We start from the raw sequence: 22,240 nt of genomic DNA on the forward strand, positions 1-22,240 counted from the left end.
AAATATCATAAAAGAGCTGCCGGGGATTTTCTCTTTCGGTGGCTCTTTTGTTGTTAATTGGTTGAAATATCGTAACTTTGCACCATGCAGAAGAATATTATTCTGCATTTATCTATAATAATATATGACATTTAACGAACTGGGAGTATCTGCTCCTCTTCTTCGCGCTGTGGAAGCGCTTGGTTATGATCAGCCTATGCCTATACAAGAGGCTGTGATACCCCACCTGCTTGGAGAGAGCAGAGACATCATCGCACTGGCTCAGACCGGAACCGGAAAGACGGCAGCATTCGGCTTGCCTCTCCTTCAAAACTTAGACACAACGCAACGCATCCCTCAGGCACTCATACTGGCTCCCACTCGTGAGCTTTGTGTGCAGATTGCCGGAGACCTTGCCGACTACTCGCAATACATGAAAAACGTGGGCATCGTAGCCGTTTACGGAGGTGCTTCCATAGAGCAGCAGATCCGCACCATCCGTTCCGGAGTGCAGATCATCGTAGCCACTCCGGGTCGCCTTATAGACTTGATGAAGCGAGGAGTGGTGAACCTCTCCACCGTGAGAGACGTTGTGCTCGATGAAGCAGACGAGATGCTAAATATGGGCTTCACGGAAAGCATCGAAGAGATCCTTGCTCAAGTGCCATCCGAAAGACATCTGCTCCTCTTTTCTGCCACCATGCCGAAGGAGATTGCAGCCATTGCGTCCGGCTACATGAAGAAGCCGACGGAGATCGTGATAGGCGCAAAGAACGAGGGCAACAAGAATATCCGCCACATCTATTACATGGTGGCGGCAAAAGATAAGTATCTGACACTTAAACGTATTGCGGACTACTATCCCAATATCTACGGCATCATCTTCTGCCGTACCCGGAGAGAGACGCAGGAGATAGCCGACAAACTCATACAGGACGGCTACAATGCCGACTCTCTGCATGGCGATCTGTCGCAGGCTCAAAGGGATTATGTGATGCAGAAGTTCAGAATCCGCAACCTCCAACTCCTTGTCGCTACGGATGTGGCAGCACGCGGACTCGATGTGAACGACCTTACACACGTCATCCATTACGGTCTGCCCGAAGATGTGGAAAGCTATACCCACCGAAGCGGACGCACTGCCCGTGCAGGAAAAAGCGGACTCAGCATTGCCATCTGCCACTCTCGCGAGAAAGGGCGTCTAAGGGACATCGAAAAGATTATAGGCAGTCAGATAGAACGCGCTTACGTACCCACCGGAAGAGAGGTATGCGAGCGACAGCTCTTCACGCTTGCGGATAAAATAGAGAGTACACTGCCCGATGATGAAGACCAGATGCTCTCTGCCATCCTCCCCGCCATCGTCTCCAAACTCTCGTGGATAGATAAAGAGGAGCTTATACGCCGCTTCATCTCTATGGAGAGCCACAGACTTCTCCAGTACTATCGTGCCGCACAAGAGGTGGAAGAGGTGCCCGACAAACCATTGCACGACGATCGTTCCAAAGGATCGGAGCGCAGAGGACGCAAGAAACAGCGCGAGAACGGCATCCCCGAACCGGGATATGCTCGTCTGCAAATCAACTTCGGACGCCGTGATAAGCTGTATCCCAACTCCCTCATAGAGCTTCTCAACGCCACCACAGGCGGAGCACGTGTGGAGGTAGGCAAGATAGATATTTACGATACATTCTCTTACTTTGAAGTTCCGGAACGAGATGCCAAGACGGTTATCTCTTCCATGAACGATTTTGAAGTGGGATCGCGAGCTATCATGGTACGTAAAGCGCAACCCAAAGGCGGTGCAGGAGAGAAAGAGTCCGGGCATGGACGAGACAGATCTTCCGCTACATCGCGCAAAGATATGCGCCGTGCCGGGAAGAGTGGCAACGGAAGACGGAGAAGATAATCCTTCCGAAGGAAACGATAGAAGAGCAGAAAGCAGATGCAGGAGCATTGCTTTCTGCTCTTTTTTGTGTGGAGACTTTTGTGCCTGAATCTGTTCAGAGAGTAGAACAAACAGGTTTAGAACTTTGGTTGAACCTTTTCGGAGGTCTGAAGCAGGGCGCGATTGTTGGGAATTGGGGTTTGAGTTGTGGAGATCAAGACGCGGTTTGCACAATGCAAGCTTTGATTTGCACAACTCAAGACTTGAGTTCGGGGAGTGAACAAGTTCAGAGAAAGTTTTATATCTGTTTATCTTCTTTTTTGTTAAGGCTTATCGTGAAGACCGAGACCTCTCCTTGAATATTTATACATTTATGCATACCTTTGTTTTATGGGGTAATAACCATACCCCTGATGAACAGACGGTATTCCGAAGGTCTTAACCCCGGATGCTTTTTGATCATTGAATAAGAATAAATAGAAATACATAATCAGATGAAACGGATTTTTACGAGTGTAGTATGCGTTTTAATGTTGTTCCTCACTATTTTATCGACAAGCTGCCGTAACGATCGTGCGGAGCTGGTTTCGCAAGAAAAAGGCAGAAAGCTCACTCTTACGGCATCCATGTCACAGAATGAAGCCGGAATGCGGGTTGGCTTGGAGAAAGGAGCAGATGGCAATACTCTCGCTGCTCGTTGGAAAGCGGGCGACAAGGTAGCATTTATCTTCGAGCAGACCGGGACGCTGACCGCTCCCGTGGAGGTAACCATCTCTTCCATCGAGCAGGATGGCAAGCTGGCAAGGTTGAGCATCGAAGTGCCGGAAATCATAAACGTACAGCAGGAGTACACCATTCACGCTTTCTGCGGAATACCGGGGACGGGTGCACGTGTACAGGATGGAGAGATCCTCGTGGACATATTGCCATTGAGGGAGAACAGGTTGGAAGATATGGTTGTCCCGGTAATTGCCGAGGAGGATGTCGATCCTGATGAGACGGATATAGAGTTGGACTTCTCTCATCTCGGCAGTATCGAGTATGTAGATCTAAAAAACAGTTCGGGAGAGGAGCTCAGGGTGTCCAACTGTCATCTTTATCCCGTAAAGGGAGATGCGGAAGAGTGGAGATATGTGCCCGGAAACGGAAAGATTCATTTCTATAAAGTCTCGGCAGAGAATGTGCTGTCCGTCGATGGCACCAAGCCCAACCCGATAAAGGAGGCGGGTTCTGCTGTTTCGATAGCACCCGGAGCCACTCACACTTTTGCGGTATGGCACTACCCTAAAAAGAGAAATATTCCGGAGTTCGGCATATCCATAAAGACGGACAACGGCGTTCAGCTCTCTGCAAACAGGAAGATAGCCAAAACGTTCTTCATGGCTCCGGGCAAGGCGTATCGTGTACGGGCAGAGTGGAAAGACAACCGCTTGACGATCTTGGGCGATGACGTGGAAGAGGATCTCCCTTTCATCACTCTGACGACAACGAAAGCCGTGGGCGAGAAGATAAAGATTCAGATGAATGCAGATGAAGCAGACCAAGCGAACGTCTGGATAGACCTGAACAACAACAAGGTCAAAGATGCGGGCGAGAACGTAACCGCATTTGACTCCGACCAATATTACACACTTGGCTCCCAAAGCATTACGGTGTATGGAAAGGTAACCGATTTTCGTTGTAGAGGAGAGCAGCTCTCCTCATTGGATGTGAGCAACAACACCGCTTTGGAACAGTTGTTCTGCTACAAGAACTCCCTCTCTTCGCTGGATGTTGGCAAGAACACCGCTTTGACAAGATTTGACTGCTACAATAACTTCCTCTCTTCGTTGGATGTTAGCAAGAACACCGCTTTGGAACAGTTGCGCTGCGACAATAACTTCCTCTCTTCGTTGGATGTTAGCAAGAACACCGCTTTGACTTATTTGGACTGCGAGGAGAACACCAACCTTAGCTCCTTGAAGATCTCGCGCAGCATAAAGGAGGAGTTATGGATCAGACAGTGTAAGCTGAGTGCGGAGACGCTGAACGAGATATTCCGAACACTTCCCGATGTAACCGGGCAGACCTCCGGCGAGAAGAAGATCTGGATCGCAAACAATCCGGGTACGGATGCGTGCAACAAGAAGATCGCCACGGACAAGGGTTGGACGGTATCTCTTGATCCTATTTCGGAGTAGCCTCTCACCCCCGAAGTGGCGGGGCGTAAAATATTATAAACAGATTGGGGCAGTGCCGGTGCGATAAGTGCCGGCACTGCTTTTTTTGTGCCGAAACGGAAAGTCGGGATTGGGAAAAGAGAAAAAGTCGGTTTCGGAGAGGATGAAAATTTCGTACGTACAAAAAAAAATTTATGTGCGCACGAAAAAAAATTTACGTGCGCACGAAAAAAAATTTACGTGCGCACGAAAAAAAAATTATGTGCGCACGAAAAAAAAATTATGTGCGCACGAAAAAAAAATTATGTGCGCACGAAAAAAAATTTCCATATAAACTTTTTGCCTGCGAACTATCTCACTGAGGAGCAGAGTGTTACCATTTAGTAGTGGATAGATAGGTAACGATTTAGAAATGAGCGGAGTGCTTTGAGGCACATTGTTTTGAATAGCCAAAGAACGCTCACTATTATCACTTGCAAAGGTACACATTTGCGTGGGAAAGTGAGCGTTCTTTCGTGATTTTTTTCTTGGGGAGGGCGAATTTATTTCCTACATCCTTCGTCCTCGTTTCTTTCTCTTGTTGGCTTCGTGGCGCAATCTTCGCTGAAAGGCAGTCTCGGCATAATCCTCTCCGTGAACTTGGAAGTCCAGCATACCGCCAACACCCGATGCAATCCCTTCGGCAACAACATCCACTACGCTCTCAACAAGGCTTGGTTCAGGACTTGGTGTTGGCTGTCGCTTTTCTTCTTGTAAAGGGCCTTTCGGCTGATAAATTGGAACAGAAGAGTGATAGGGAGCAGCATAGGACAGCCCGAATTGTTTCAGCAGCGAGTTATATCCGAACTCTCGTCCTATTTCCGAAGCCTTGAAGGTCTGCCCCTCAAAATGAAACTTCAGTCCATAGACGCTACCTTTCTTGTTTGTCATCTGTTCAACGGTTACTCCTTGTCGTCTCAATTCATATCGAAAATAAGCATAGCCGTTCACTCCGCCATTCGTATATTTTCCCAACAATCCGTAAGCCATCAAGCGTAGTTTTTCTTTGCTCGCCTCCCGTGTCTGATTGGCTCTCGGCTTTTGATACCGTTTCTCCGCCCGTATCTCATTGGCAATCGTCAGACCGTGCTTGCGACTCAGCTTTTCTGCCACTCGTGCTGCCTTGTTGCTCACAAAGGTTGTGTCGTAAACCGCCCCGTTCATATCCATCCGATTGGCAATGATATGAATGTGCAGATTGTCGGTGTCCTTATGCGTAACGGCTACCACCTGATGCTCCTGCAACTTCATCGCTTGGATAAACTCATACGCTAACTCTCGGAGTTTCTTCCAATCCATCTTCGCTTCATCTTTCGGAGCGATGCCGATTTCCATTCGCAGGAATTTGTTCCGACAACGAGTATTGAACCGATTGACAAGGTTCATCTCTTCGTATATTCTCTCTGCCGTATCTCCACAAAGGTTCTGAATTAAGAGCTTATTCTTGAGCTTCGTTTCTCGGAAGATATACTCCAATGCCGTCTTACCGTGTGCTATGGCTTTGCACTTAGCTATCATTGCGCTTGATATTCAGAACATCATACACCTCGTCCGCAATCCGATACCGAGGACTGTAAAATCGCTCGAAAGCGTGTAGTGAAATGCAAGAGAGGTTCTTGGCAATGGGAACCCAAGAGGAGTCTTTCGCCTTAATCAAGTTGGATATATGACTGAAGAAATAGCAGACCCGTTGCAAGACCCGAATGGCTTCCCGTTCGTGTTCTCCCAATTGGGGAACAGCAACAATCTCTCCCGTAAGCAACGCCTCTCGACAGAACTCAGAGAGTTTCTTACCCGTCCGTTCCGCTCGCTTTTGTATCCTCGTTTTCTCCTCTTCGGAGCAACGTACCCGAAGAAGGCAAGTCTTATTGGACTTCTTATTTCGTTTCTCTTTATCTGTTTTTGTTTTCATCTTTACTTGTTTATTAAGGCATCCGGGCCGGTGAGAACGAAGTGATTACGGCTCTCCCCTCTGAGCATAGCGATAAGGGGGCAAGCGCAGTTTGTGGCTACAAACTGACGTCTTGCACTACTACCGATGAATACCCTTTGGTCTGATACGATTGGCTTTCATCTCTACCTTCTTTCCCTTCTGAGAATGCCGATTGTTCATTTCATCACTGATGGCTCGGAATGCCGAGATTAGAGTTTGCGCCAGTGTTCTATGTCGTCTCCGTACTCTTCCAAGTGTTGGAGAGCAATGCGTTCTAAGAAACTTGAGACGTTGGCTCCATAATCACCTAATCGACAGACAACGAACTCCAAGCGTTCCCATGTGGAGCGACTAAGATAGGTTGCCTTTCGGTCGATGATTTTGTGAGGAACGAGAAAGGATTCCCGATAGCTTTCCAAGTTCTCTTTACGTTGCTTATGGCTGATACGTCTTTGAATGCTTGGTGTCGCTTGTTCCTTCTCTTGTTCGGAAAGCTCGGCTTTCTCGGCTTCTTTTACTTTATTCAAAGGCTCGGAAGGCATTTTCTGCTCGGAAACAGGGGGATGCAAAGAGCTTTCAGATTGTTCTGATTTCTCTGCTTGTATTCTCTCTTGTTGCTCAGAGAATGTTCTCGTGATATTTCTTGAAAGTATCTGAGAACTTTCACTGTTTAGATAGTGTGATATATCAAATCCTTCTTTCATAGCTTATCTTATTTTGTGTTTGACAATAACGGGCTTTCGCTGTTGTACTTCTTGTTGTTGCTTACTTTGGACTACGTGATACTCGTTGAGGTCTTTATGATGTGGGTAGAGAAGCCTGCTCATATCTTCCACCTCTATGCCTGTGGCACGAAGTGCATGAAGAGCTTCTCGCCCTGCTTCATCGTTGTCGAAGAAGGCTTTGACCGAACAGGTTTTTGCTTCTTGGAGGTAAGCCACGGCTTTGTGCAGATTGTTTACTGAGTTCAGGATAAGACAAGGGTCGGTTTCTTTTCCTTTCATCGTGAGAAGGGAGAGGAAGTCGATAAAACCTTCGAAAAGACAAAGTGCTCCATCGGATTCTCCGTTAATCAGAGAAATATCTTTCGGAGCGATACTCCCTTTGAAATTTCTATTATCTCGAAGCTCATAACCTCCCGAACGATTTGGAAAGCCGATAGTAGCGTACTCTCGTCCTCCGACGGTGTAGCGAATATGGCGGAGATAAGGGCTTGCTATGGCAAGGTCTATCTTGCGCACCTCTTGGAGATAGTTTTTCAAATGCAGGGGCAGCTCTTCACTGATGGAGAGGATACGCCTTGTATTTGATGGAGAATTGCTCGTTTGGGAAGGTATTGAACGATGAAAGGCGGAAGGCTCACGCTTTTGTTGGTCAGACAACTCTTCATCGGCAAGATGCGCCATAGCTTCATAGGCACTGCATCCTCTCATCAGCATCACAAGGTCGATGATGCTTCCGCCTTTACCTATTCCGTAGTCGTGCCAGAGGTTTTGCCGAAAGTCCACTTTCAGGCTGGCATTGTGGTCATTTCGATAGGGGGCATGATAAAGGGCATAGTGCGTGTATTCTTTGGCAGGAGCAATACCGCAGGATTTCAGGTAAGCCGATATAGGCTGCTGTTTGATGGTTTGAATGTCGTAATATCTTGGTTTCATAAGTCCATAGGATGAAATGATGAGAGAGGAGGAGAACGGTGAAAGGAGAAAGAGCGTGTTCTCACGGAGGTCGGGAGGGTTGAGTCTGTTTGCTCTTCGATGGACAAAAATAGATTTCTCCACTTTTCCCTTTCACTGTATATATATTCTTACAGTGAAAGAAGAAGAGTGAACTGTTTTTATTTTGTTGCCGATGGCTTTTTCCTTTCATTGTTCCCATTGCCTCTTTTTTCTTGATTTTGAACTTTCACCCGAAAACGGATACTGAAACCAAGTTAGAGAGCCGAGAATGAGAAGACAAGCTTTGCGAGTTTGTTGCTTTCGGCTGCTATACAATGCTCCGAAAAAGAGAAGGGAAAAGAGCGGAAATCAGGACAAAAACACCTCAAAAACGAATCGGACAAAGAGAGACTGCTCTCAAGCGACAGCATCGGATTGCATACCTCTACATCCTTTTGCATCGGGAGAGGAATGAGATGCATCTTTTATCGGGAAGAAAGCCATTTCATGCCTTATCAAGGCCACAAGTACGCACTTATCCGAAAGCCTTTCCTGTGTAGATATGTGCCTCTATATTTGCCTGCGAGTTCCCTCTATTTCCTCGGTTATCCCTGACTGAAAGAACGAATGGAGAAGCTTCCTACATTTGCATAAAAAGGCAAAAACAGAGTAACAAAAACAGCATTCCGATATGAGATTTACCGCCATTGATACCTCCGCTTGGAAGGAACTGAAAAAGAGCATCGAAGAGCTGGCTCTTTGCATGAGAGAACATTTCGGCACGAAGCCCGAAGTCCCCGATCTGTTACACAACGGAGATGTCTGTCGTATCCTGAATATCAGTAAACGGACGCTCCAGCACTATCGGGATACTTCTGTACTGCCCTTTATCCAAATCGGGCATAAATGCTACTACAAGCGAGAGGATGTGGAGGCTCTCCTCGCAAAGTCTAACCACAAGAAACAGTAACGATGGAACACGAGATTGTAAACAGAGAAACGCCCGAAATGAAAGAGCTCATTTCGGGCATCAGGGAGATGACAAAGCGGCTGAAAGAGATTGCTGAGACACATCGTCCGCTTTTCGGAGGAGAAATCTACCTCACAGGGCGAGAAGTCTGCGAACGGCTTTTCATCAGCCCCCGCACCTTGCAAGACTATCGAGACAAAGGCATTATCCCCTACACCCAAATTGCAGGGAAAATCCTCTATCATCTCTCAGACATCAACTGCCTACTGCAAGAAAATTATAGGAAATAGATATTTAGACACTTGATAAATATTGCGTAGTATCTTACCATCAGATTAACAATAACTTATAACACGGTTTAGGCAGCGATTTTTTACCTAGCTTTGTCATTAGGATGGAGAATTCTAATGACCAAGCTAGATATTAATGATATCTAAGAATAGAACGTGTAAAAAATATCCATCTTAGAAATTCTGTCACGATAGCAGAACAGTATGTCTTTTTTATACTAAAGCCCCCTTCCATTATTGAGTTTAGAATATTTTTGTGTTCTCGTGCTTTCTTTGAGCTGCAGAAAGCCTGCTTCAGCTAAAAGAAATAAACCCCAAAAGAACTACATAGAGCTATATTCCAAACCAAAGTTTGACGAATATCCGAAGAGAGTGTGATATAATAGGATTATGTGCTCTCGTAACTTCCATAGCCAAAGTTGATCATCCGAAGAATCACAGATATAAATCCTGTATTCTATATCATAATTGGAGAATATGGCAGCAACACGTTTTCTATGAAAATTTGATGTAACTATTGCTGCGGTATGAGCGTTATTCTTTTTCATCTCCTCCACTGAAAAAAAAGCATTTTGATAAGTGTTTTTTGAGTGTTTCTCTGTAATAATACAGCTGTCGGGCACCCCTAAATCTGTTGCCATTTTATGCATTAGAATGGATTCTATACAGTTGTTTTTAGATTCTCCCCCCGAAAATATTATGTGTTTTGCGGTGCCTTTCTTCCATAGGCTTACACCTTTTAACACGCGCTGTTTCATAATAGATGAAGGACTACAATCCTTGTTCGGAGCATTTCCAAGGACAATAATGACATCAAATTTGTCATTAAAAGATTGTGGTTTCTCAGGATGTCCAAAAAGAGGCAAAACAACAATAATGCTTAATAGGGAGAAAAAGCTCCCTAGAATAGCCATAATCTTTTTTTTTCTAGTAGCCATGAGTATAATTTTGTTCACAAAAAGCATAAAATGGTTTCTTGACTTCTTCAGAAAGGCTTTCAACTTTTTCGTACAAATATAAAATAGACTCTTCAAATTTTTGAGCAAAGGTTATATCAATTGATTTTATTTCAACTTGATCTCCGTCTGTGTAGAAGAAATCAATAGCCTTTAGTAGAAAAGAAGGTAGTATCTCTACTTCTATTTGTGTTCTGAATCTTCTTGCGTATGGTCTTGTCTCAAAACATAGCTGGGTTTCTTTTATAAAATCGCCAACATCAATCTTTTTTTCTAATCTCCAAATCATCTCTATTGCCTTAATTAAGAGGTTTTGTATTAGTAATGTATTACAATATTTTGAGTTTGCAATATCATGGAAACCATCATCTCCCAAAAGGGTTGGTTCAAAACTATTTTGTGCAATGATAAAATCTTCCCCTTCAAAGTTAGAGCTTATCATTGCCTCATCAATATTAAAGAATTCATCATTTATCCCAAAGCATCTGACGGACGGAAAATCTCCTAAATAGTTATTTCCAATGAACATTTGCAGAAGTGCTCGAAGATTTTTTGATTTTGGCACTCTTCCCCACAGAAAAGAACGTAATTCTCTTGAAGAAAAGTCACTTGCTAACAAAAACACTAAAACGTCACGAAAAACATTCCCATTTGCATCTTGCCTCTCAGACTGTATTTCCTCTATAAAACCCTCTATCTCCTCAATAGTGACATCCTTGTTCTTAATTTTCTCTTTAATAATTTGTGGATTATTATATTTCGCTCCACATCTACTAAAGATCTCGCAGAAATCAACATAAGAAAGCTTCTCTTTTAAGACAAAGACAGCATCTATGATAGACATAAAACGATAGCTCAAAAGAGTTTTTTGAAAGGCTTCTGTTAGCTCTGCTGCTTTTGTTGGAAGGCCTACTCTTTCAAAAAACAATTCATATATTTCGAGAAAATCCTTACACCAACGAGTGACATGCTTTCCATAATTACACTGCACCTGTTCTAAATTATGTAAATAATGATAGGATGCCTCCACTATCGAATAATTCTGTATGTTAACAATCGACCGTATTAAATAAATGTTAATCAATGTGCAGGTAATTTGGTGATTTTCGTTTTTGCAAGAAAGAGGAGAAGTATTACTTCTGTAATAAGTTAAATAACATGAACATATTCTGTAGTATACAGTCAGAGCGTTACAAAAAACAGAACTTGGTGTGTCTTTTACAAATTTATTGTGTGAAATCTCCTCTTCAATGGTCTTTATAACAGATAAGTTTCTATATTCGGCAAGTTGTTTTTTATAGTTATCAAAGAATCGATTTTGTGTCTCCTCAAAGAGAGTTTTAAAATTTTCCACCTTTCGAGCTTCTATATACTCTCTCCCTTTATTTATGGAGGATAAGTCTTTTAAGTCCTTCTCTGATATATCTTTTATATCTTTATCAAGCATAACAGAGGCAAAATACTCAAAAGTAATTTGCATAAAGCGATTTGCATAGTTAGCTTTTATCTCTCCTCCTCCTAGCGAATAAAAAAGATTTTCATGTCGATTTAGAGGATTTATATTATTATTAATACTTCTAACAAATTCATCTATGCACTCTTTTCGCTTTCTTTTTGACTTATTCCTTAAGTATTTGGGAAAAGTATTTGTCAAGAAGTTGGAGGGAATTAACTTATGCGTTAGCTTTATTAGAATTGCTAATATATGGGCTTTTCTCATGATATGTGTGTTGACTTATCTTCTGTGTGCTCCCATCCTGGACGACGTTTTTTTGTCTTAGGATCTGTGCACTTTGAACACATATATTGACCAGCGTGATCTTTTCCTAAGGGGTCTCCATCTTGTCCACAATAAGGGCAATAATGCTTTAAAGAATTAGGCATAGTAGACGATATTGTATACAGTTAAAAGAATAAGTATGACAAGGCTAAACAACAAGAATACCAAAAAAGAGAAGAGCCACTTCAGTGTTTTTGCCACCTTATCGTTTAAATCGGCGTTATGTCGATAAGCGACAGAAAAAGAATCTATTAATTGGTCATACATATATGTATCCTCCTTGTCTTTCAAAGAAAGCAACTTTTTTTCCCCCATGCAAGTCTTCATTTTAGAAGGATAAAAAATATAAAAAAGCATAATGGATGAATACACTATAAAAGACAGACTCCCCATTATAGCAAAAATCACAATTAGTACACGCAGGAAACATGGAGTATTTGCAAAGATATTTAAGAATTTCTCTTCATTAAAGAAATATCCAAAAAACGAGAGCAATACTCCAACAAAAGGGTAAAGATAGAAAGATAAAAGTTTCTCTGCCCTTTCCTCAAGCCTTTTTTTACGAGCAATCTCCTCTTCATATTTGAATAGTAAAATTTGCAAGACTTTATCACGTTGGCAATAATCCTTCTGTATTTTCATATCAAAAGAGTATTCATTTTAATGCAAATCTATCAAAAAAATCAATAGTATCTATGCAAAGAAAGAAAAATCTTCTTGCCAAAATCAGCACTTTAAAGCTATAGTCTTATTTACATAAAGCATTATCTGAAGCAAACATTTGAATATTAATAGAAAAGGTTCTCATCTTCCCTTAAATAAAACGAAAGATGAAAACTAGACTATATTTGAGGTAGAGAGACAATAAATTATTCTTGCGATTCCCTTTATTGTATCAATTTCTCCATATCCCTTGCAATCTTTTGGTCAGTGATTTGGGCGTAGATTTGCGTGCTGGAGATAGAGGTGTGTCCCATCATTTTGGCGATACTCTCCATCGGGATGCCTGCCTCCAAGGTCAATGTGCCAAAGCTATGTCTTGCGACATGCCAAGTCAACGGAGTGCGGATGCCACACGCCAAGCCTATCGCTTTGAGGTGGGCGATAAGTTGGTTTTTGCTCATCGTGTCGGGGAATACCTTGTGATTGCTGCCGTCGCCTGCTTTCAAGTAGAGTTCAAGAATCTGTTCCGCTATCGGATGCAGAGGTATCAGGCTCTCGATTTCCGTTTTCTGTCTTGCTTTGCGGATATATCGTTTCCCTTCGCTATTCGTTTCTATTTGTGAAACTCGCAGGCTCTGTAAGTCGGCAAAAGCCAAACCTGTAAAGACAGAGAAAAGAAACATTCTTCGGCTTAGTTCTGCCCCTTCATCCTGCAATGGGAAAGCCAAGAGCTTCGCCACATCGCCCTTGGAGAGGAAGCGAGGTTTGCGCTCCACAGTCTCATACTTCACGTTCTCAAACGGATTGAAGCGGATTGTCCCTTGACTGACGGCTCGATACATCAATCGGCTCAACCAGCAGAGATGTTTGTTTATCGTTGCAGGAGCATAATTCTCTCTCTTCAGATAGAAGCGATAATCATCAAAGAATCCCGTCGTAACGGCCGTAAGAGGCAGATCTTCTTCGCCTCGACTTTGCACAAAGTTTCTCAACTGCCTATCCGAATAACCGTTCTGCCGATAGGTGCTTTCGCTCTTGGATTTTTCAACTTCCTCGCTTTGTCGTTGCACTTCTGCCCGACTCATTGCCAAAAGTGTTGTCGGAGCTTTGCCCACACCCTGCAAATGATTTTTCAGCAGTTCCGCACTCACTGCTCCAAACCGATGGAGTAGGTTGTTGTACCCCAGTTCGATTTCGTCCCGAAAGGCTTGCAAGCGTTGATTCGTTTTCTTATCGGTTGTTTCACCTCGTTTTACGCTCCACTCGTGGGGAACAATGCTTTCGCCCGTGCTCATCACAACATTTGCTCCGTCGATGGTGATGCGACAAAGGATGCCTGTCGTACCGTCTGTTTTGACTTTATTCTTATTGATATAGAATAGGATTTTGAATGTACTGCGCATAAGTTTTTCGTGTAATTATATTGATGACGTAAATCTCCTCTCGATAGTCCGCTGAAATCTTACGTAAGATTTCTCGAAAACTCACGTCAGTTTTTCAAAATCTTACGTCACTTTTGGAGGAGGGATTATATTGCTTTCGGAAATACTTACAAAGAGAGTCGTAAATCTTCGGTGAAAGAGAAAAATCGCTCGAACTCATCGAAGAGCTTCTTCGGGGTGACGTGGGCATATCGTTCCGTGGTTTTGATGCTGCCATGCCCCAACATTCGGCTCACGGTTTCAATGGGGACACCTCGTTCCAACGTTATGAGCGTGGCAAAAGTGTGGCGACCGACGTGAGCAGAAAGTGGAATAGCGATGCCCGCCCGAAGTTGCAAAGCCTTGAGTTGAGCAAGGTAAGCCGAATAGGCAATGGGGGCAAAGAGCGTGATTCGTTCCTCTGATTGATACCGCTCTATCAAACGAACGGCTTCGGGCAGGAGCTTCACACGGCAAAGCGTGTCGGTCTTTTGTCTGCGGAACTTCAGCCACCATGCCCCTTCATCATCCGTAAAAAGATGCTCCCGACCAAGGGTAACCATATCGCAATAGGCAACACCCGTGAAACAAGAGAAAAGAAACAGATCACGAGCCGTCTCCAGTGCCGATTCGTGAGCGTCGAAAGTCAAAGCCCGCAACTTCTCCAATGATACCTTATCCAATGCACGAGGTACTCTGTTCTCGCCTCGCTCTATTTCGACCGTATCGAACAACAAGCGGTCGATAAGTCCCTCTTGATATGCCAAGCGGAGAATCTTCTTGGAATACAAGGCGATTCGTCTGTAACTGCCTTGCGACAGCCCCGACACGCCCTTGACATAATGTTCCAACTGCGAGAGGAAATCTTCCCCAACCTGACCGAAAGCGATGTCCGAAGAGTGGAACTGATGGAGGATGAAGCGTTGCAAATGCTTTCGAGTCGAGCGATAGGCATACAGCGAAGAAGCTTTGATTTCCACCCCGACCAGCTTCTCCATCTCTTCAAACATGCGGTCGTATCGTTCCAAAAAGGTCGTCTGACTCTGCATACTCCCCTGAAACAGCTCCTTGATGTCCGTTGCCGTAAATACTGTACTTCGTTCCCAAAGTCTCCGATAAGCCGAATGCACCGAGAGGAGCAAACGCTCTAACTTACCATTCGTAACCACTGCCTCATGACTCTTGCCGTTCAATCTGCTCTCACGAGCGTTCCACAAATCGGGGTCCTTGTCCAATCCGCTCTTTTTCAGGTAGAGCAACACCTTGAATTTTTCTCTTTGCATACGCTTCTGTTTTTATGGGCAAAGTTACCCGTTACCGAAGCGTTCTCTGTTACGCAAAACATTGTGTCATAGAGCATCAGCACCGTAGAAGAGAAAAAGTTCATGACCGACGAAACCCTCTTCGGTTATCTTCTTTTGCCTCACCGTTACCATTCAACGAATCTACTAATGATTTGGTAACGGAACTTCTGCATAAATCCACACCTTCTGCTCTTTACACCCCAATGCAAACCACTGCAACATTCCGAAAATCACTCTCATTCTCATCTACTTAGCATCCATCCACTCCTCATTGCCCTTTCTCCCAATAGTTCCGTAGGTAAGAAAAAAAATTTCCGTAGGTAAGAAAAAATATTTTCGTAGGTAAGAAAAAAAATTTCCGTAGGTAAGAAAAAATATTTTCGTAGGTAAGGAAAAAAATTTCCGTAGGTAAGAAAAAATATTTTCGTAGGTAAGGAAAAAAAATTTCGTGGCCAAGAAAAAAAATTTTTGTGGCCAAGAAAAAAAATTTTTGTGGCCAAGAAAAAATATTTTTGTGGCCAAGAAAAAATATTTTTGTGGCCAAGAAAAAATATTTGCGTGCGGACAGAAAAATATCTGTGTGCGGACAGAAAAATATCTGCGTACACAGAAAAAGTATTTTCTTTAGCATAAGAGTCGCGGCTTTATAGGCGCAAAAACATATTTTTGTGAGTGGAAAAATAATTTTTTATCATCATGAAAAATATTTTTTATGCTAAGGAGCATATTTTTGTCTGCGCACAAAAAAATCTTTCTGTACCAAAGAAAGGAGATTTTTGTGCGAAAAAGAGGGAATTTTTGTGCGAAAAGGAGAAAATTTTTGTGCGAAAGGAAATAAAATTTGATGCGGACGGAAATTTTCCCCGAAAAGGGTCGGGAGGAGACCGCTTGGGTTGCCGCAAGTGGGGCAGGTGGCTTGGCGTTGCGGAGATATGAAAATGGCAGCCTGCACTTGGAGGTGCAGGCTGCCATCGGAGGTCATAAAGCGGTGAGGATGTCAGGCTTCGGGAAGATCTTTGAGCGGCTTGATGTCCAGCTTCACCGGCTTGATCATGTTTTCCGGAGCAAGGATCGTGTCAAGATCTTCTTTGGTGAGGATGCCCATTTCGAGCACAAGCTCGTAGACGCCACGACCCGTTTCGGCTGCTTTCTTGGCAATCTTGGTGGAGTTTTTGTAGCCTATGATCGGGTTGAGTGCGGTAACGATGCCCATGCTGTTGTGGATGTGAGCCAGACACTTTTCGCGGTTGGCTTTCATGTCTCTGATGCAGAAGTCGCGCATGGTGTCCATCCCCCGCATGAGGTAGTGCCCGCTCTCGAAGGCGCATTGTGCCATGACGGGTTCCATCGCATTCAGCTCGAGCTGGGCGGCTTCCCCTGCCATGGTTACGCAGACGTCGTTCCCGATCACTTTGTAGCAGATCTGAGACATCACTTCGGGTATCACGGGGTTCACCTTGCCGGGCATGATGGAGGAGCCGGGCTGGCGTGCGGGGACATCGAGTTCGCCAAGTCCGCAACGAGGACCGGAGCCCATCAATCGGATGTCGTTGGCTATCTTGCTGAGCTTGACGGCAAGGCGTTTCATCGCTTGCGAGTAGCCGATGATGTGCGAGGTGTCGGAGGTGGCACCTACCAAGTGGTGTGCAAGCTTTATGTCCCATCCGGTGATCTCGCGAAGGGCTTCGACACACAGCTCGGCATAGCCCGGCTCGGAACAGATACCGGTGCCTATCGCCGTTGCTCCCATATTGACGGTGAGGAGCTGTCCGGCCGCATGGTCGAGGTTGGCGATCTCTTCTTCGAGGATGGATGCAAAGCCGCCGAAGGTTTGTCCCATCGTCATCGGCACGGCATCTTCAAGCTGGGTGCGTCCCATCTTGAGCACGTCGGCAAACTCACGGCTCTTCTCTTGCAAGGAGGCTATGTAGCTTTTGAGGTGCTCGATGAGGCGGAGGTGCATGGAGTAGATGCCGAGGTGAATGGCGGTGGGGAAAGCATCATTGGTGCTTTGGGAGGCGTTGACGTGGTCGTTGGGAGAGCAGTATTTGTACTCTCCTCTGCGGTGTCCCATGATTTCCAATGCTCTGTTGGCTATCACCTCATTGGCGTTCATGTTGGTAGATGTGCCGGCTCCTCCCTGTATCATGTCTATGGGGAAGGCTTCGGTGTGCTTGCCGTCGAGGATCTCTCTGCACGCCTGCATGATGGCGTCAAACTGCTGCTGGGTGATGATGCCTTGCTTGACATTTGCCATGGCAGCTCCCATCTTTGTGTAGGCAAGACCTTTGAGGAGGTCGGGTGTCTCGTTGAGACGGAAGGTGGAGATGTTGAAGTTTTCTATCGCACGGAGTGTCTGTACACCGTAGAGGTGTTTCTCTTCGATCTCTCTTGAGCCTAAAAGGTCGGACTCTATTCTGGTTTTCTTTGTATCAGCCATGATGAATCCCTCCCTTATTTTTCTTCTTCCAAAGAGTGTATGACAAGTCCGGAACGAAGCTTCGGCTCGAACCACGTAGTCTTCGGAGGCATGATGTTGCCGGTGTCCGCAATGTCTATGAGCTGCTGCATGGATACGGGATAGAGCGCAAGAGCCACTACCATCTCGCCGCTGTCTACGCGTTTTTTCAGCTCTCCGAGTCCGCGGATACCGCCCACGAAGTCTATCCTCTTGCTGGTGCGGAGGTCGTCTATACCAAGAATGTCTCTCAGAATAAGGTCGGAAGAGATCGTAACATCGAGCACACCGATGGGATCGTTGTCGTTATATGTGCCGGGCTTTGCAGTAAGCGAGTACCACTTTCCTCCCAAGTACATGGAGAAGTTGTGCAGTGCGGCAGGCTTGTAGATCTCTGTGCCTTTCTCTTCCACAACGAAGTGTTCGCCAATCTTTGCGAGGAACTGCTCCGGAGTGAGACCGTTGAGGTCTTTTACCACACGGTTATAGTCGATGATGGTAAGGTGAGAAGCCGGGAAGCAGACCGCCATGAAGAAGTTGTACTCTTCGTCTCCTGTGTGGTTCGGGTTCTGCTTAGCCTTTTCTGCTCCCACAAGTGCAGCCGCTGCCGATCTGTGGTGTCCGTCTGCGATGTAAAGGGCAGGCATCTTCGCAAATGCTTCTGTGATGGTCTCGATGTCTTTCGCATCGTCCACGATCCAGAAGTGGTGTCCGAATCCGTCAAGGCTTGCCACGAAATCATACTCCGGTGTCTTGGCGGCGTACTTGTCCAATATCGCTTGAAGCTCCGCATTATCGGGGAAGGTGAAGAATACCGGTTCGATGTTCGCATTGTTTACTCTTACGTGCTTCATGCGGTCTTCTTCTTTGTCTTTGCGGGTAAGCTCGTGCTTTTTGATCTTACCGCTCATATAGTCGTCTACGTGTGCACCAACGACAAAGCCATATTGAGTCTTACCGTTCATCGTTTGAGCGTAGATGTAGTACATAGGCTTTTCATCTTTCACAAGCCATCCGTTCTTTTGGAACAGGTTGAAGTTTTCAGCGGCTTTGTTGTAGACTTTCTCTTCATGCTCGTCTGTACCGATAGGGAAGTCTATCTCCGGACGGATGATGCGGTAAAGAGACTTTTCGTTACCTGCTGCCTCGGCACGCGCTTCATCGCTATTGAGTACGTCGTAAGGGCGAGATACCACTTCTTCGACCATTGATTTTGGAGGTCTGATGCCTTTGAAAGGTCTTATTCTTGCCATAATATCTTGATGTTTTTGTATTGTTTGCTTTAACGGGGAGAGATAGAAGCCACCATGGGGTCGCTTCTATCTCTTCTCTTTATGATATATGTCCCGTAAGATATGGGGTGTAATCTTACTTGTTCACTCTGAATGGAGCTTCTCCCGTAGAGAGGAACTTCACGATCTGGTTCGCAGCAGCTATGCCGGCATTATTGTTGGCCTCTGCTGTTTGCGCCCCCATCTTTTTAGGCGTTGTGAAGTATTGGCTTTCAAACTTCATGAACTCTTCGTGACGATCCGGGCAGATGTCTGTGATGTACTTGAAGTCCGGACGCTCGGCAAGGATCTTTAGAAGATCTTCTTCGTGGATCACCTCTTTACGTGCGCTGTTCACAAGCATGGCATTCTTAGGCATACTCTTAAGAAGATCATAGTTGATGCTCTTCTTTGTCTCGGCTGTTGCAGGGATGTGAAGAGATACCACTTGACAGTTCTTATATAGATCTGCGGCAGAGTCCAAAGCTTTCACACCATCTTTCTCTATCACTTCTTTCGGACAGAAAGCATCGAAAGCAGAGATCTCCATGCCAAAGCCTTTAGCTATACGAGCAACGTTACGACCCACATTGCCATAAGCATGTATACCGAGAGTCTTGCCCATAAGCTCTGTACCCGATGTACCGTTGAACTTGTTACGAACAGCGTACACCATCATACCCATTACAAGCTCAGCCACAGCGTTGGAGTTTTGTCCCGGAGTATTCATCACGCAGATGTTGCGTTCTGTTGCCGCTGCACAGTCTACGTTATCGAATCCGGCACCTGCACGTACCACTGTCTTCAAGTTAGGAGCAGCATCCATCACTTCGCTATCTATCACATCACTGCGGATGATGATAGCAGCAACATCTTTCACTGCGTTTAAGAGTTCTTGCTTTGAGGCATACTTTTCCAGTACAACAGGCTCCAAACCATTCTCTTTAAGGATACCTACGATACGGTCTCTTGCAGCTGCTGCAAAAGGTTTTTCTGTTGCAATAAGTACTTTATTCATTGCTTTATCCATTTTGATGGGTTAGATTTTAGCTTCAAAAGCCTTCATGGCATCCACAAGAGCCTTCACACTTTCAAGAGGAAGAGCATTGTAAAGAGAAGCACGGAAGCCTCCCACAGAGCGGTGTCCCTTGATACCGGACATACCTCTTTCAGTTGCAAACTTTTGGAATTCGGCTTCAAGCTCTTTGTATTCGTCCTTCATCACGAAGCAAACGTTCATAAGCGATCTGTCGCATTCTCTTACAGTGCCGCGGAAGATCTTGGAGCTGTCTATCGCATTGTACAGAACGGCTGCTTTTTCTTCGCACATCTTTTGCATTCCTTTCACGCCACCCATTTCTTTGTACCACTTAAGGGTTTGAAGAGCAACATAGATAGGGAATACAGGAGGAGTATTGAACATAGACTCTTTGTCCACGTGAGTCTTATAGTTAAGCATTGTAGGAAGAGGTCTGTCCACCTTGCCAAGAGCATCAAGCTTAACCACTGCGAATGTAACACCGGCAGGAGCAAGATTCTTTTGAGCACCACCATAGATAAGGTCATACTTAGACACATCCACCGGACGAGAGAAGATGTCGGAAGACATATCCGCAATAAGAGGTACATTTACATCAAGGTCTTTGTGTAGCTGTGTACCATAGATAGTATTGTTGGAAGTAACGTGGAAGTAATCTACGTCAGAAGGTACGGTGTAGTCCTTACCAAGTTCAGGATACCAAGTGTAAGTATCAGCCTTAGAGCTTGCAAGCACTTCGACATCGCCCACAAGTTTTGCTTCCTTGATGGCGTTGCTTGCCCATGTACCTGTATCGATATAAGCAGCCTTTGTCTTCAAGAAGTTGAGAGGAGCCATGTAGAACTGCAAGCTTGCACCGCCACCAAGGAATACAACGTCGTATCCTGCCGGAGCTTCGATAAGTTCTAGGAACAGCTTGCGGCACTCTTCTATTACGGCAGTAAACTGTTTGCCACGGTGAGATACCTCGATAAGAGACAAACCTGTGTCTGCAAAAGATCTTACTGCTTCTGCTGCATTCTCAATCACCTTCTCGTTCAAGATAGAAGGACCTGCTGAAAAGTTGTGAATTTTCATAACGTTTTGTTTGTGTTATAAGTTTGTAAATGAATTATTGTTTTCTCTGTCAGATCTCAGTTAGTGGGTTGTTGAGCCACAAGACGTTGCTCATTAGCATTAGATCCCGGTGTCCAAAACGGTCCGGCTTGTTCCACTTCGGGCGGAGCATAGCTGTCTTTATGAAATCCTCCCTCATAGGCATGCGGATAGTGATAACCCTTGCCATACCCTATCTCTTTCATCAGAGCCGTGGGGGCATTCCTCAGATGCATCGGCACCGGATGCGGTTCATGTGTGCGAACATACTCCAACGCGTTGTCTATCGCTACGTATGCGCTGTTGCTTTTAGGGCTTGTCGCAAGATATATGGTCGCTTCTGCAAGAGGGATTCTACCTTCCGGCCATCCTATCTTTTCCACTGCATCAAAAGCCGACTGTGCTATGAGCAGAGCGTTCGGATTCGCCAATCCTATATCTTCAGCGGCTGCAATCACCAGTCTGCGAGCTATAAAGCGAGGATCTTCACCCCCTTCTATCATCCGTGCAAGCCAGTAGAGAGCAGCATTCGGAGCACTCCCTCTAATGCTTTTGATGTATGCGGAGATAATGTCGTAGTGCAGCTCTCCTCCCTTATCGTAGGCTGCTGGATTCTGTTGCAGATAAGAGGTAACGCGGTTATTGTCTATGACGATGACCTCATCCTCTTTCATCCCCGGCATGGTAGTAAAAAGCTCCAGAATATTCAAGAGCTTCCGTCCGTCTCCGGCGGCATAGGTGTGCAGGGCATCCCTTTCCCGTATATCGAAAGTGTGTTTCGCCATCTCCTTATCCTTGGTGATGGCTATATCTATGAGAGCATCCATGTCCTCTTTACCAAGAGGTTCCATGACAAACACCCTGCATCTGCTCAGCAGAGGTCTTATCACTTCAAACGAAGGATTCTCGGTAGTGGCTCCGATAAGTGTGATCACACCGGTCTCCACCGCATGGAGCAGGGAGTCTTGCTGGCTTTTGCTGAAGCGGTGTATCTCATCTATGAACAGTATGGGAGTGCCTTTGGAAAAAAGGCCTCTGCTCTGACGCGCACGCTCTACCACCTCCCGTACATCCTTCACGCCTGAAGAGGTTGCACTGAGTGTGTAGAAAGGCAGCCCCAATTCGTTTGCAACAATATTAGCCAAGGTTGTCTTACCCACTCCGGGAGGTCCCCACAAAATAAATGAACGAAGACAACGCGCCTCCAACATCTCTTTTATAGGAGATCCCGGGGCTACAAGATGCTTCTGACCGACGTAGTCTTGCAGGTTTTTTGGACGGAGTCGCTCCGCCAAGGGGGCATTTGTCATGTGGTCTTCGTCTTTAGGTAGTACGAA

The 22,240-nt window shown here is 45.2% G+C and carries 18 protein-coding genes; 4 read left to right on the top strand and 14 right to left on the bottom strand.

The features are described from left to right. Window positions 1-124 precede the first annotated feature (124 nt). Both HQ29_RS03940 and HQ29_RS09865 read left to right on the top strand, forming a co-directional pair. Window positions 125-1,888: a DEAD/DEAH box helicase gene (locus HQ29_RS03940; RefSeq protein WP_036844391.1), complete on the top strand. Its 1,764-nt coding sequence runs from the start codon at window positions 125-127 to the stop codon at window positions 1,886-1,888. A gap of 473 nt (window positions 1,889-2,361) precedes the next feature. After that, window positions 2,362-4,047, top strand: a complete 1,686-nt coding sequence (locus HQ29_RS09865) for a leucine-rich repeat domain-containing protein (RefSeq protein ID WP_152566481.1) — start codon at window positions 2,362-2,364, stop codon at window positions 4,045-4,047. 528 nt (window positions 4,048-4,575) lie between these two features. Here the strand turns inward: HQ29_RS09865 and HQ29_RS03955 are convergent. From HQ29_RS03955 to HQ29_RS03970, 4 genes are all read right to left on the bottom strand, one after another. Further along, window positions 4,576-5,583, bottom strand: coding sequence for a relaxase/mobilization nuclease domain-containing protein (locus HQ29_RS03955; protein ID WP_036867659.1), 1,008 nt, complete (start codon window positions 5,581-5,583; stop codon window positions 4,576-4,578). Beyond that, the gene (locus HQ29_RS03960; RefSeq protein WP_036867661.1) at window positions 5,573-5,977 is read right to left on the bottom strand and encodes a plasmid mobilization protein; all 405 of its coding nucleotides are present in this window, start codon (window positions 5,975-5,977) and stop codon (window positions 5,573-5,575) included. The genes HQ29_RS03955 and HQ29_RS03960 overlap by 11 nt, the downstream gene beginning before the upstream one ends. Before the next feature lie 230 nt (window positions 5,978-6,207). Further along, on the bottom strand, window positions 6,208-6,702 hold the full coding sequence (locus tag HQ29_RS03965; RefSeq protein ID WP_052089792.1) for a DUF3408 domain-containing protein: 495 nt from the start codon (window positions 6,700-6,702) through the stop codon (window positions 6,208-6,210). 3 nt (window positions 6,703-6,705) lie between these two features. Beyond that, on the bottom strand, window positions 6,706-7,656 hold the full coding sequence (locus HQ29_RS03970; RefSeq protein ID WP_036867907.1) for a toprim domain-containing protein: 951 nt from the start codon (window positions 7,654-7,656) through the stop codon (window positions 6,706-6,708). A 691-nt stretch (window positions 7,657-8,347) separates the two neighbouring features. On the opposite strand from HQ29_RS03970, the gene HQ29_RS03980 reads away from it, so the two are divergent. Further along, window positions 8,348-8,626: a helix-turn-helix domain-containing protein gene (locus tag HQ29_RS03980; protein WP_036867665.1), complete on the top strand. Its 279-nt coding sequence runs from the start codon at window positions 8,348-8,350 to the stop codon at window positions 8,624-8,626. Window positions 8,627-8,628: 2 nt separating this feature from the next. Continuing rightward, window positions 8,629-8,916 carry a helix-turn-helix domain-containing protein gene (locus tag HQ29_RS03985; RefSeq protein ID WP_036867666.1) on the top strand — a complete coding sequence of 96 codons (288 nt, stop codon included), beginning with the start codon at window positions 8,629-8,631 and terminating at the stop codon, window positions 8,914-8,916. Between the two features lie 323 nt (window positions 8,917-9,239). Here the strand turns inward: HQ29_RS03985 and HQ29_RS03990 are convergent, their stop codons facing one another. The 10 genes from HQ29_RS03990 to HQ29_RS04045 form a co-directional block, all read right to left on the bottom strand. Further along, entirely contained in the window at window positions 9,240-9,854 is a 615-nt protein-coding gene (locus tag HQ29_RS03990) for a YdcF family protein (protein ID WP_052089794.1), read from the bottom strand. Further along, window positions 9,844-11,592, bottom strand: coding sequence for a hypothetical protein (locus HQ29_RS03995; RefSeq protein WP_036867667.1), 1,749 nt, complete (start codon window positions 11,590-11,592; stop codon window positions 9,844-9,846). Before HQ29_RS03995 ends, HQ29_RS03990 begins: the two co-directional genes overlap by 11 nt. Window positions 11,593-11,748: 156 nt before the next feature. Further along, complete coding sequence (locus HQ29_RS04000) at window positions 11,749-12,294, bottom strand: hypothetical protein (protein ID WP_036867669.1); 546 nt, start codon at window positions 12,292-12,294, stop codon at window positions 11,749-11,751. Window positions 12,295-12,539: 245 nt separating this feature from the next. Further along, a complete protein-coding gene (locus tag HQ29_RS04005) occupies window positions 12,540-13,718 on the bottom strand; it encodes a site-specific integrase (protein ID WP_036867671.1) in 1,179 nt (392 codons plus the stop codon). Between the two features lie 146 nt (window positions 13,719-13,864). Next, complete coding sequence (locus tag HQ29_RS04010) at window positions 13,865-15,019, bottom strand: site-specific integrase (RefSeq protein ID WP_036867673.1); 1,155 nt, start codon at window positions 15,017-15,019, stop codon at window positions 13,865-13,867. Window positions 15,020-16,037: 1,018 nt separating this feature from the next. Then, entirely contained in the window at window positions 16,038-17,480 is a 1,443-nt protein-coding gene (locus HQ29_RS04025; RefSeq protein ID WP_036791366.1) for an aspartate ammonia-lyase, read from the bottom strand. A 14-nt stretch (window positions 17,481-17,494) separates the two neighbouring features. After that, window positions 17,495-18,751, bottom strand: a complete 1,257-nt coding sequence (locus tag HQ29_RS04030) for a DUF1015 domain-containing protein (protein WP_036864138.1) — start codon at window positions 18,749-18,751, stop codon at window positions 17,495-17,497. Window positions 18,752-18,866: 115 nt separating this feature from the next. Beyond that, a complete protein-coding gene (locus HQ29_RS04035; protein WP_036867911.1) occupies window positions 18,867-19,787 on the bottom strand; it encodes an NAD(P)-dependent oxidoreductase in 921 nt (306 codons plus the stop codon). 21 nt (window positions 19,788-19,808) lie between these two features. Next, on the bottom strand, window positions 19,809-20,885 hold the full coding sequence (serC, locus tag HQ29_RS04040) for a 3-phosphoserine/phosphohydroxythreonine transaminase (RefSeq protein ID WP_036791373.1): 1,077 nt from the start codon (window positions 20,883-20,885) through the stop codon (window positions 19,809-19,811). A 56-nt stretch (window positions 20,886-20,941) separates the two neighbouring features. Further along, window positions 20,942-22,213: a replication-associated recombination protein A gene (locus tag HQ29_RS04045; RefSeq protein ID WP_036864534.1), complete on the bottom strand. Its 1,272-nt coding sequence runs from the start codon at window positions 22,211-22,213 to the stop codon at window positions 20,942-20,944. Between the last annotated feature and the right edge of the window lie 27 nt (window positions 22,214-22,240).

Origin of the sequence: Porphyromonas canoris, assembly GCF_000765975.1 — a bacterium.
Classification (GTDB): domain Bacteria; phylum Bacteroidota; class Bacteroidia; order Bacteroidales; family Porphyromonadaceae; genus Porphyromonas_A; species Porphyromonas_A canoris.

What these genes read in the sequence shown, in the direction of transcription:
- HQ29_RS03940 (WP_036844391.1), top strand. Translation starts at nt 125, where the DNA reads ATGACATTTAACGAACTGGGAGTATCTGCTCCTCTTCTTCGCGCTGTG.
- HQ29_RS09865 (WP_152566481.1), top strand. Translation starts at nt 2,362, where the DNA reads ATGAAACGGATTTTTACGAGTGTAGTATGCGTTTTAATGTTGTTCCTC.
- HQ29_RS03955 (WP_036867659.1), bottom strand. Translation starts at nt 5,583, where the DNA reads ATGATAGCTAAGTGCAAAGCCATAGCACACGGTAAGACGGCATTGGAG.
- HQ29_RS03960 (WP_036867661.1), bottom strand. Translation starts at nt 5,977, where the DNA reads ATGAAAACAAAAACAGATAAAGAGAAACGAAATAAGAAGTCCAATAAG.
- HQ29_RS03965 (WP_052089792.1), bottom strand. Translation starts at nt 6,702, where the DNA reads ATGAAAGAAGGATTTGATATATCACACTATCTAAACAGTGAAAGTTCT.
- HQ29_RS03970 (WP_036867907.1), bottom strand. Translation starts at nt 7,656, where the DNA reads ATGAAACCAAGATATTACGACATTCAAACCATCAAACAGCAGCCTATA.
- HQ29_RS03980 (WP_036867665.1), top strand. Translation starts at nt 8,348, where the DNA reads ATGAGATTTACCGCCATTGATACCTCCGCTTGGAAGGAACTGAAAAAG.
- HQ29_RS03985 (WP_036867666.1), top strand. Translation starts at nt 8,629, where the DNA reads ATGGAACACGAGATTGTAAACAGAGAAACGCCCGAAATGAAAGAGCTC.
- HQ29_RS03990 (WP_052089794.1), bottom strand. Translation starts at nt 9,854, where the DNA reads ATGGCTACTAGAAAAAAAAAGATTATGGCTATTCTAGGGAGCTTTTTC.
- HQ29_RS03995 (WP_036867667.1), bottom strand. Translation starts at nt 11,592, where the DNA reads ATGAGAAAAGCCCATATATTAGCAATTCTAATAAAGCTAACGCATAAG.
- HQ29_RS04000 (WP_036867669.1), bottom strand. Translation starts at nt 12,294, where the DNA reads ATGAAAATACAGAAGGATTATTGCCAACGTGATAAAGTCTTGCAAATT.
- HQ29_RS04005 (WP_036867671.1), bottom strand. Translation starts at nt 13,718, where the DNA reads ATGCGCAGTACATTCAAAATCCTATTCTATATCAATAAGAATAAAGTC.
- HQ29_RS04010 (WP_036867673.1), bottom strand. Translation starts at nt 15,019, where the DNA reads ATGCAAAGAGAAAAATTCAAGGTGTTGCTCTACCTGAAAAAGAGCGGA.
- HQ29_RS04025 (WP_036791366.1), bottom strand. Translation starts at nt 17,480, where the DNA reads ATGGCTGATACAAAGAAAACCAGAATAGAGTCCGACCTTTTAGGCTCA.
- HQ29_RS04030 (WP_036864138.1), bottom strand. Translation starts at nt 18,751, where the DNA reads ATGGCAAGAATAAGACCTTTCAAAGGCATCAGACCTCCAAAATCAATG.
- HQ29_RS04035 (WP_036867911.1), bottom strand. Translation starts at nt 19,787, where the DNA reads ATGAATAAAGTACTTATTGCAACAGAAAAACCTTTTGCAGCAGCTGCA.
- serC (WP_036791373.1), bottom strand. Translation starts at nt 20,885, where the DNA reads ATGAAAATTCACAACTTTTCAGCAGGTCCTTCTATCTTGAACGAGAAG.
- HQ29_RS04045 (WP_036864534.1), bottom strand. Translation starts at nt 22,213, where the DNA reads ATGACAAATGCCCCCTTGGCGGAGCGACTCCGTCCAAAAAACCTGCAA.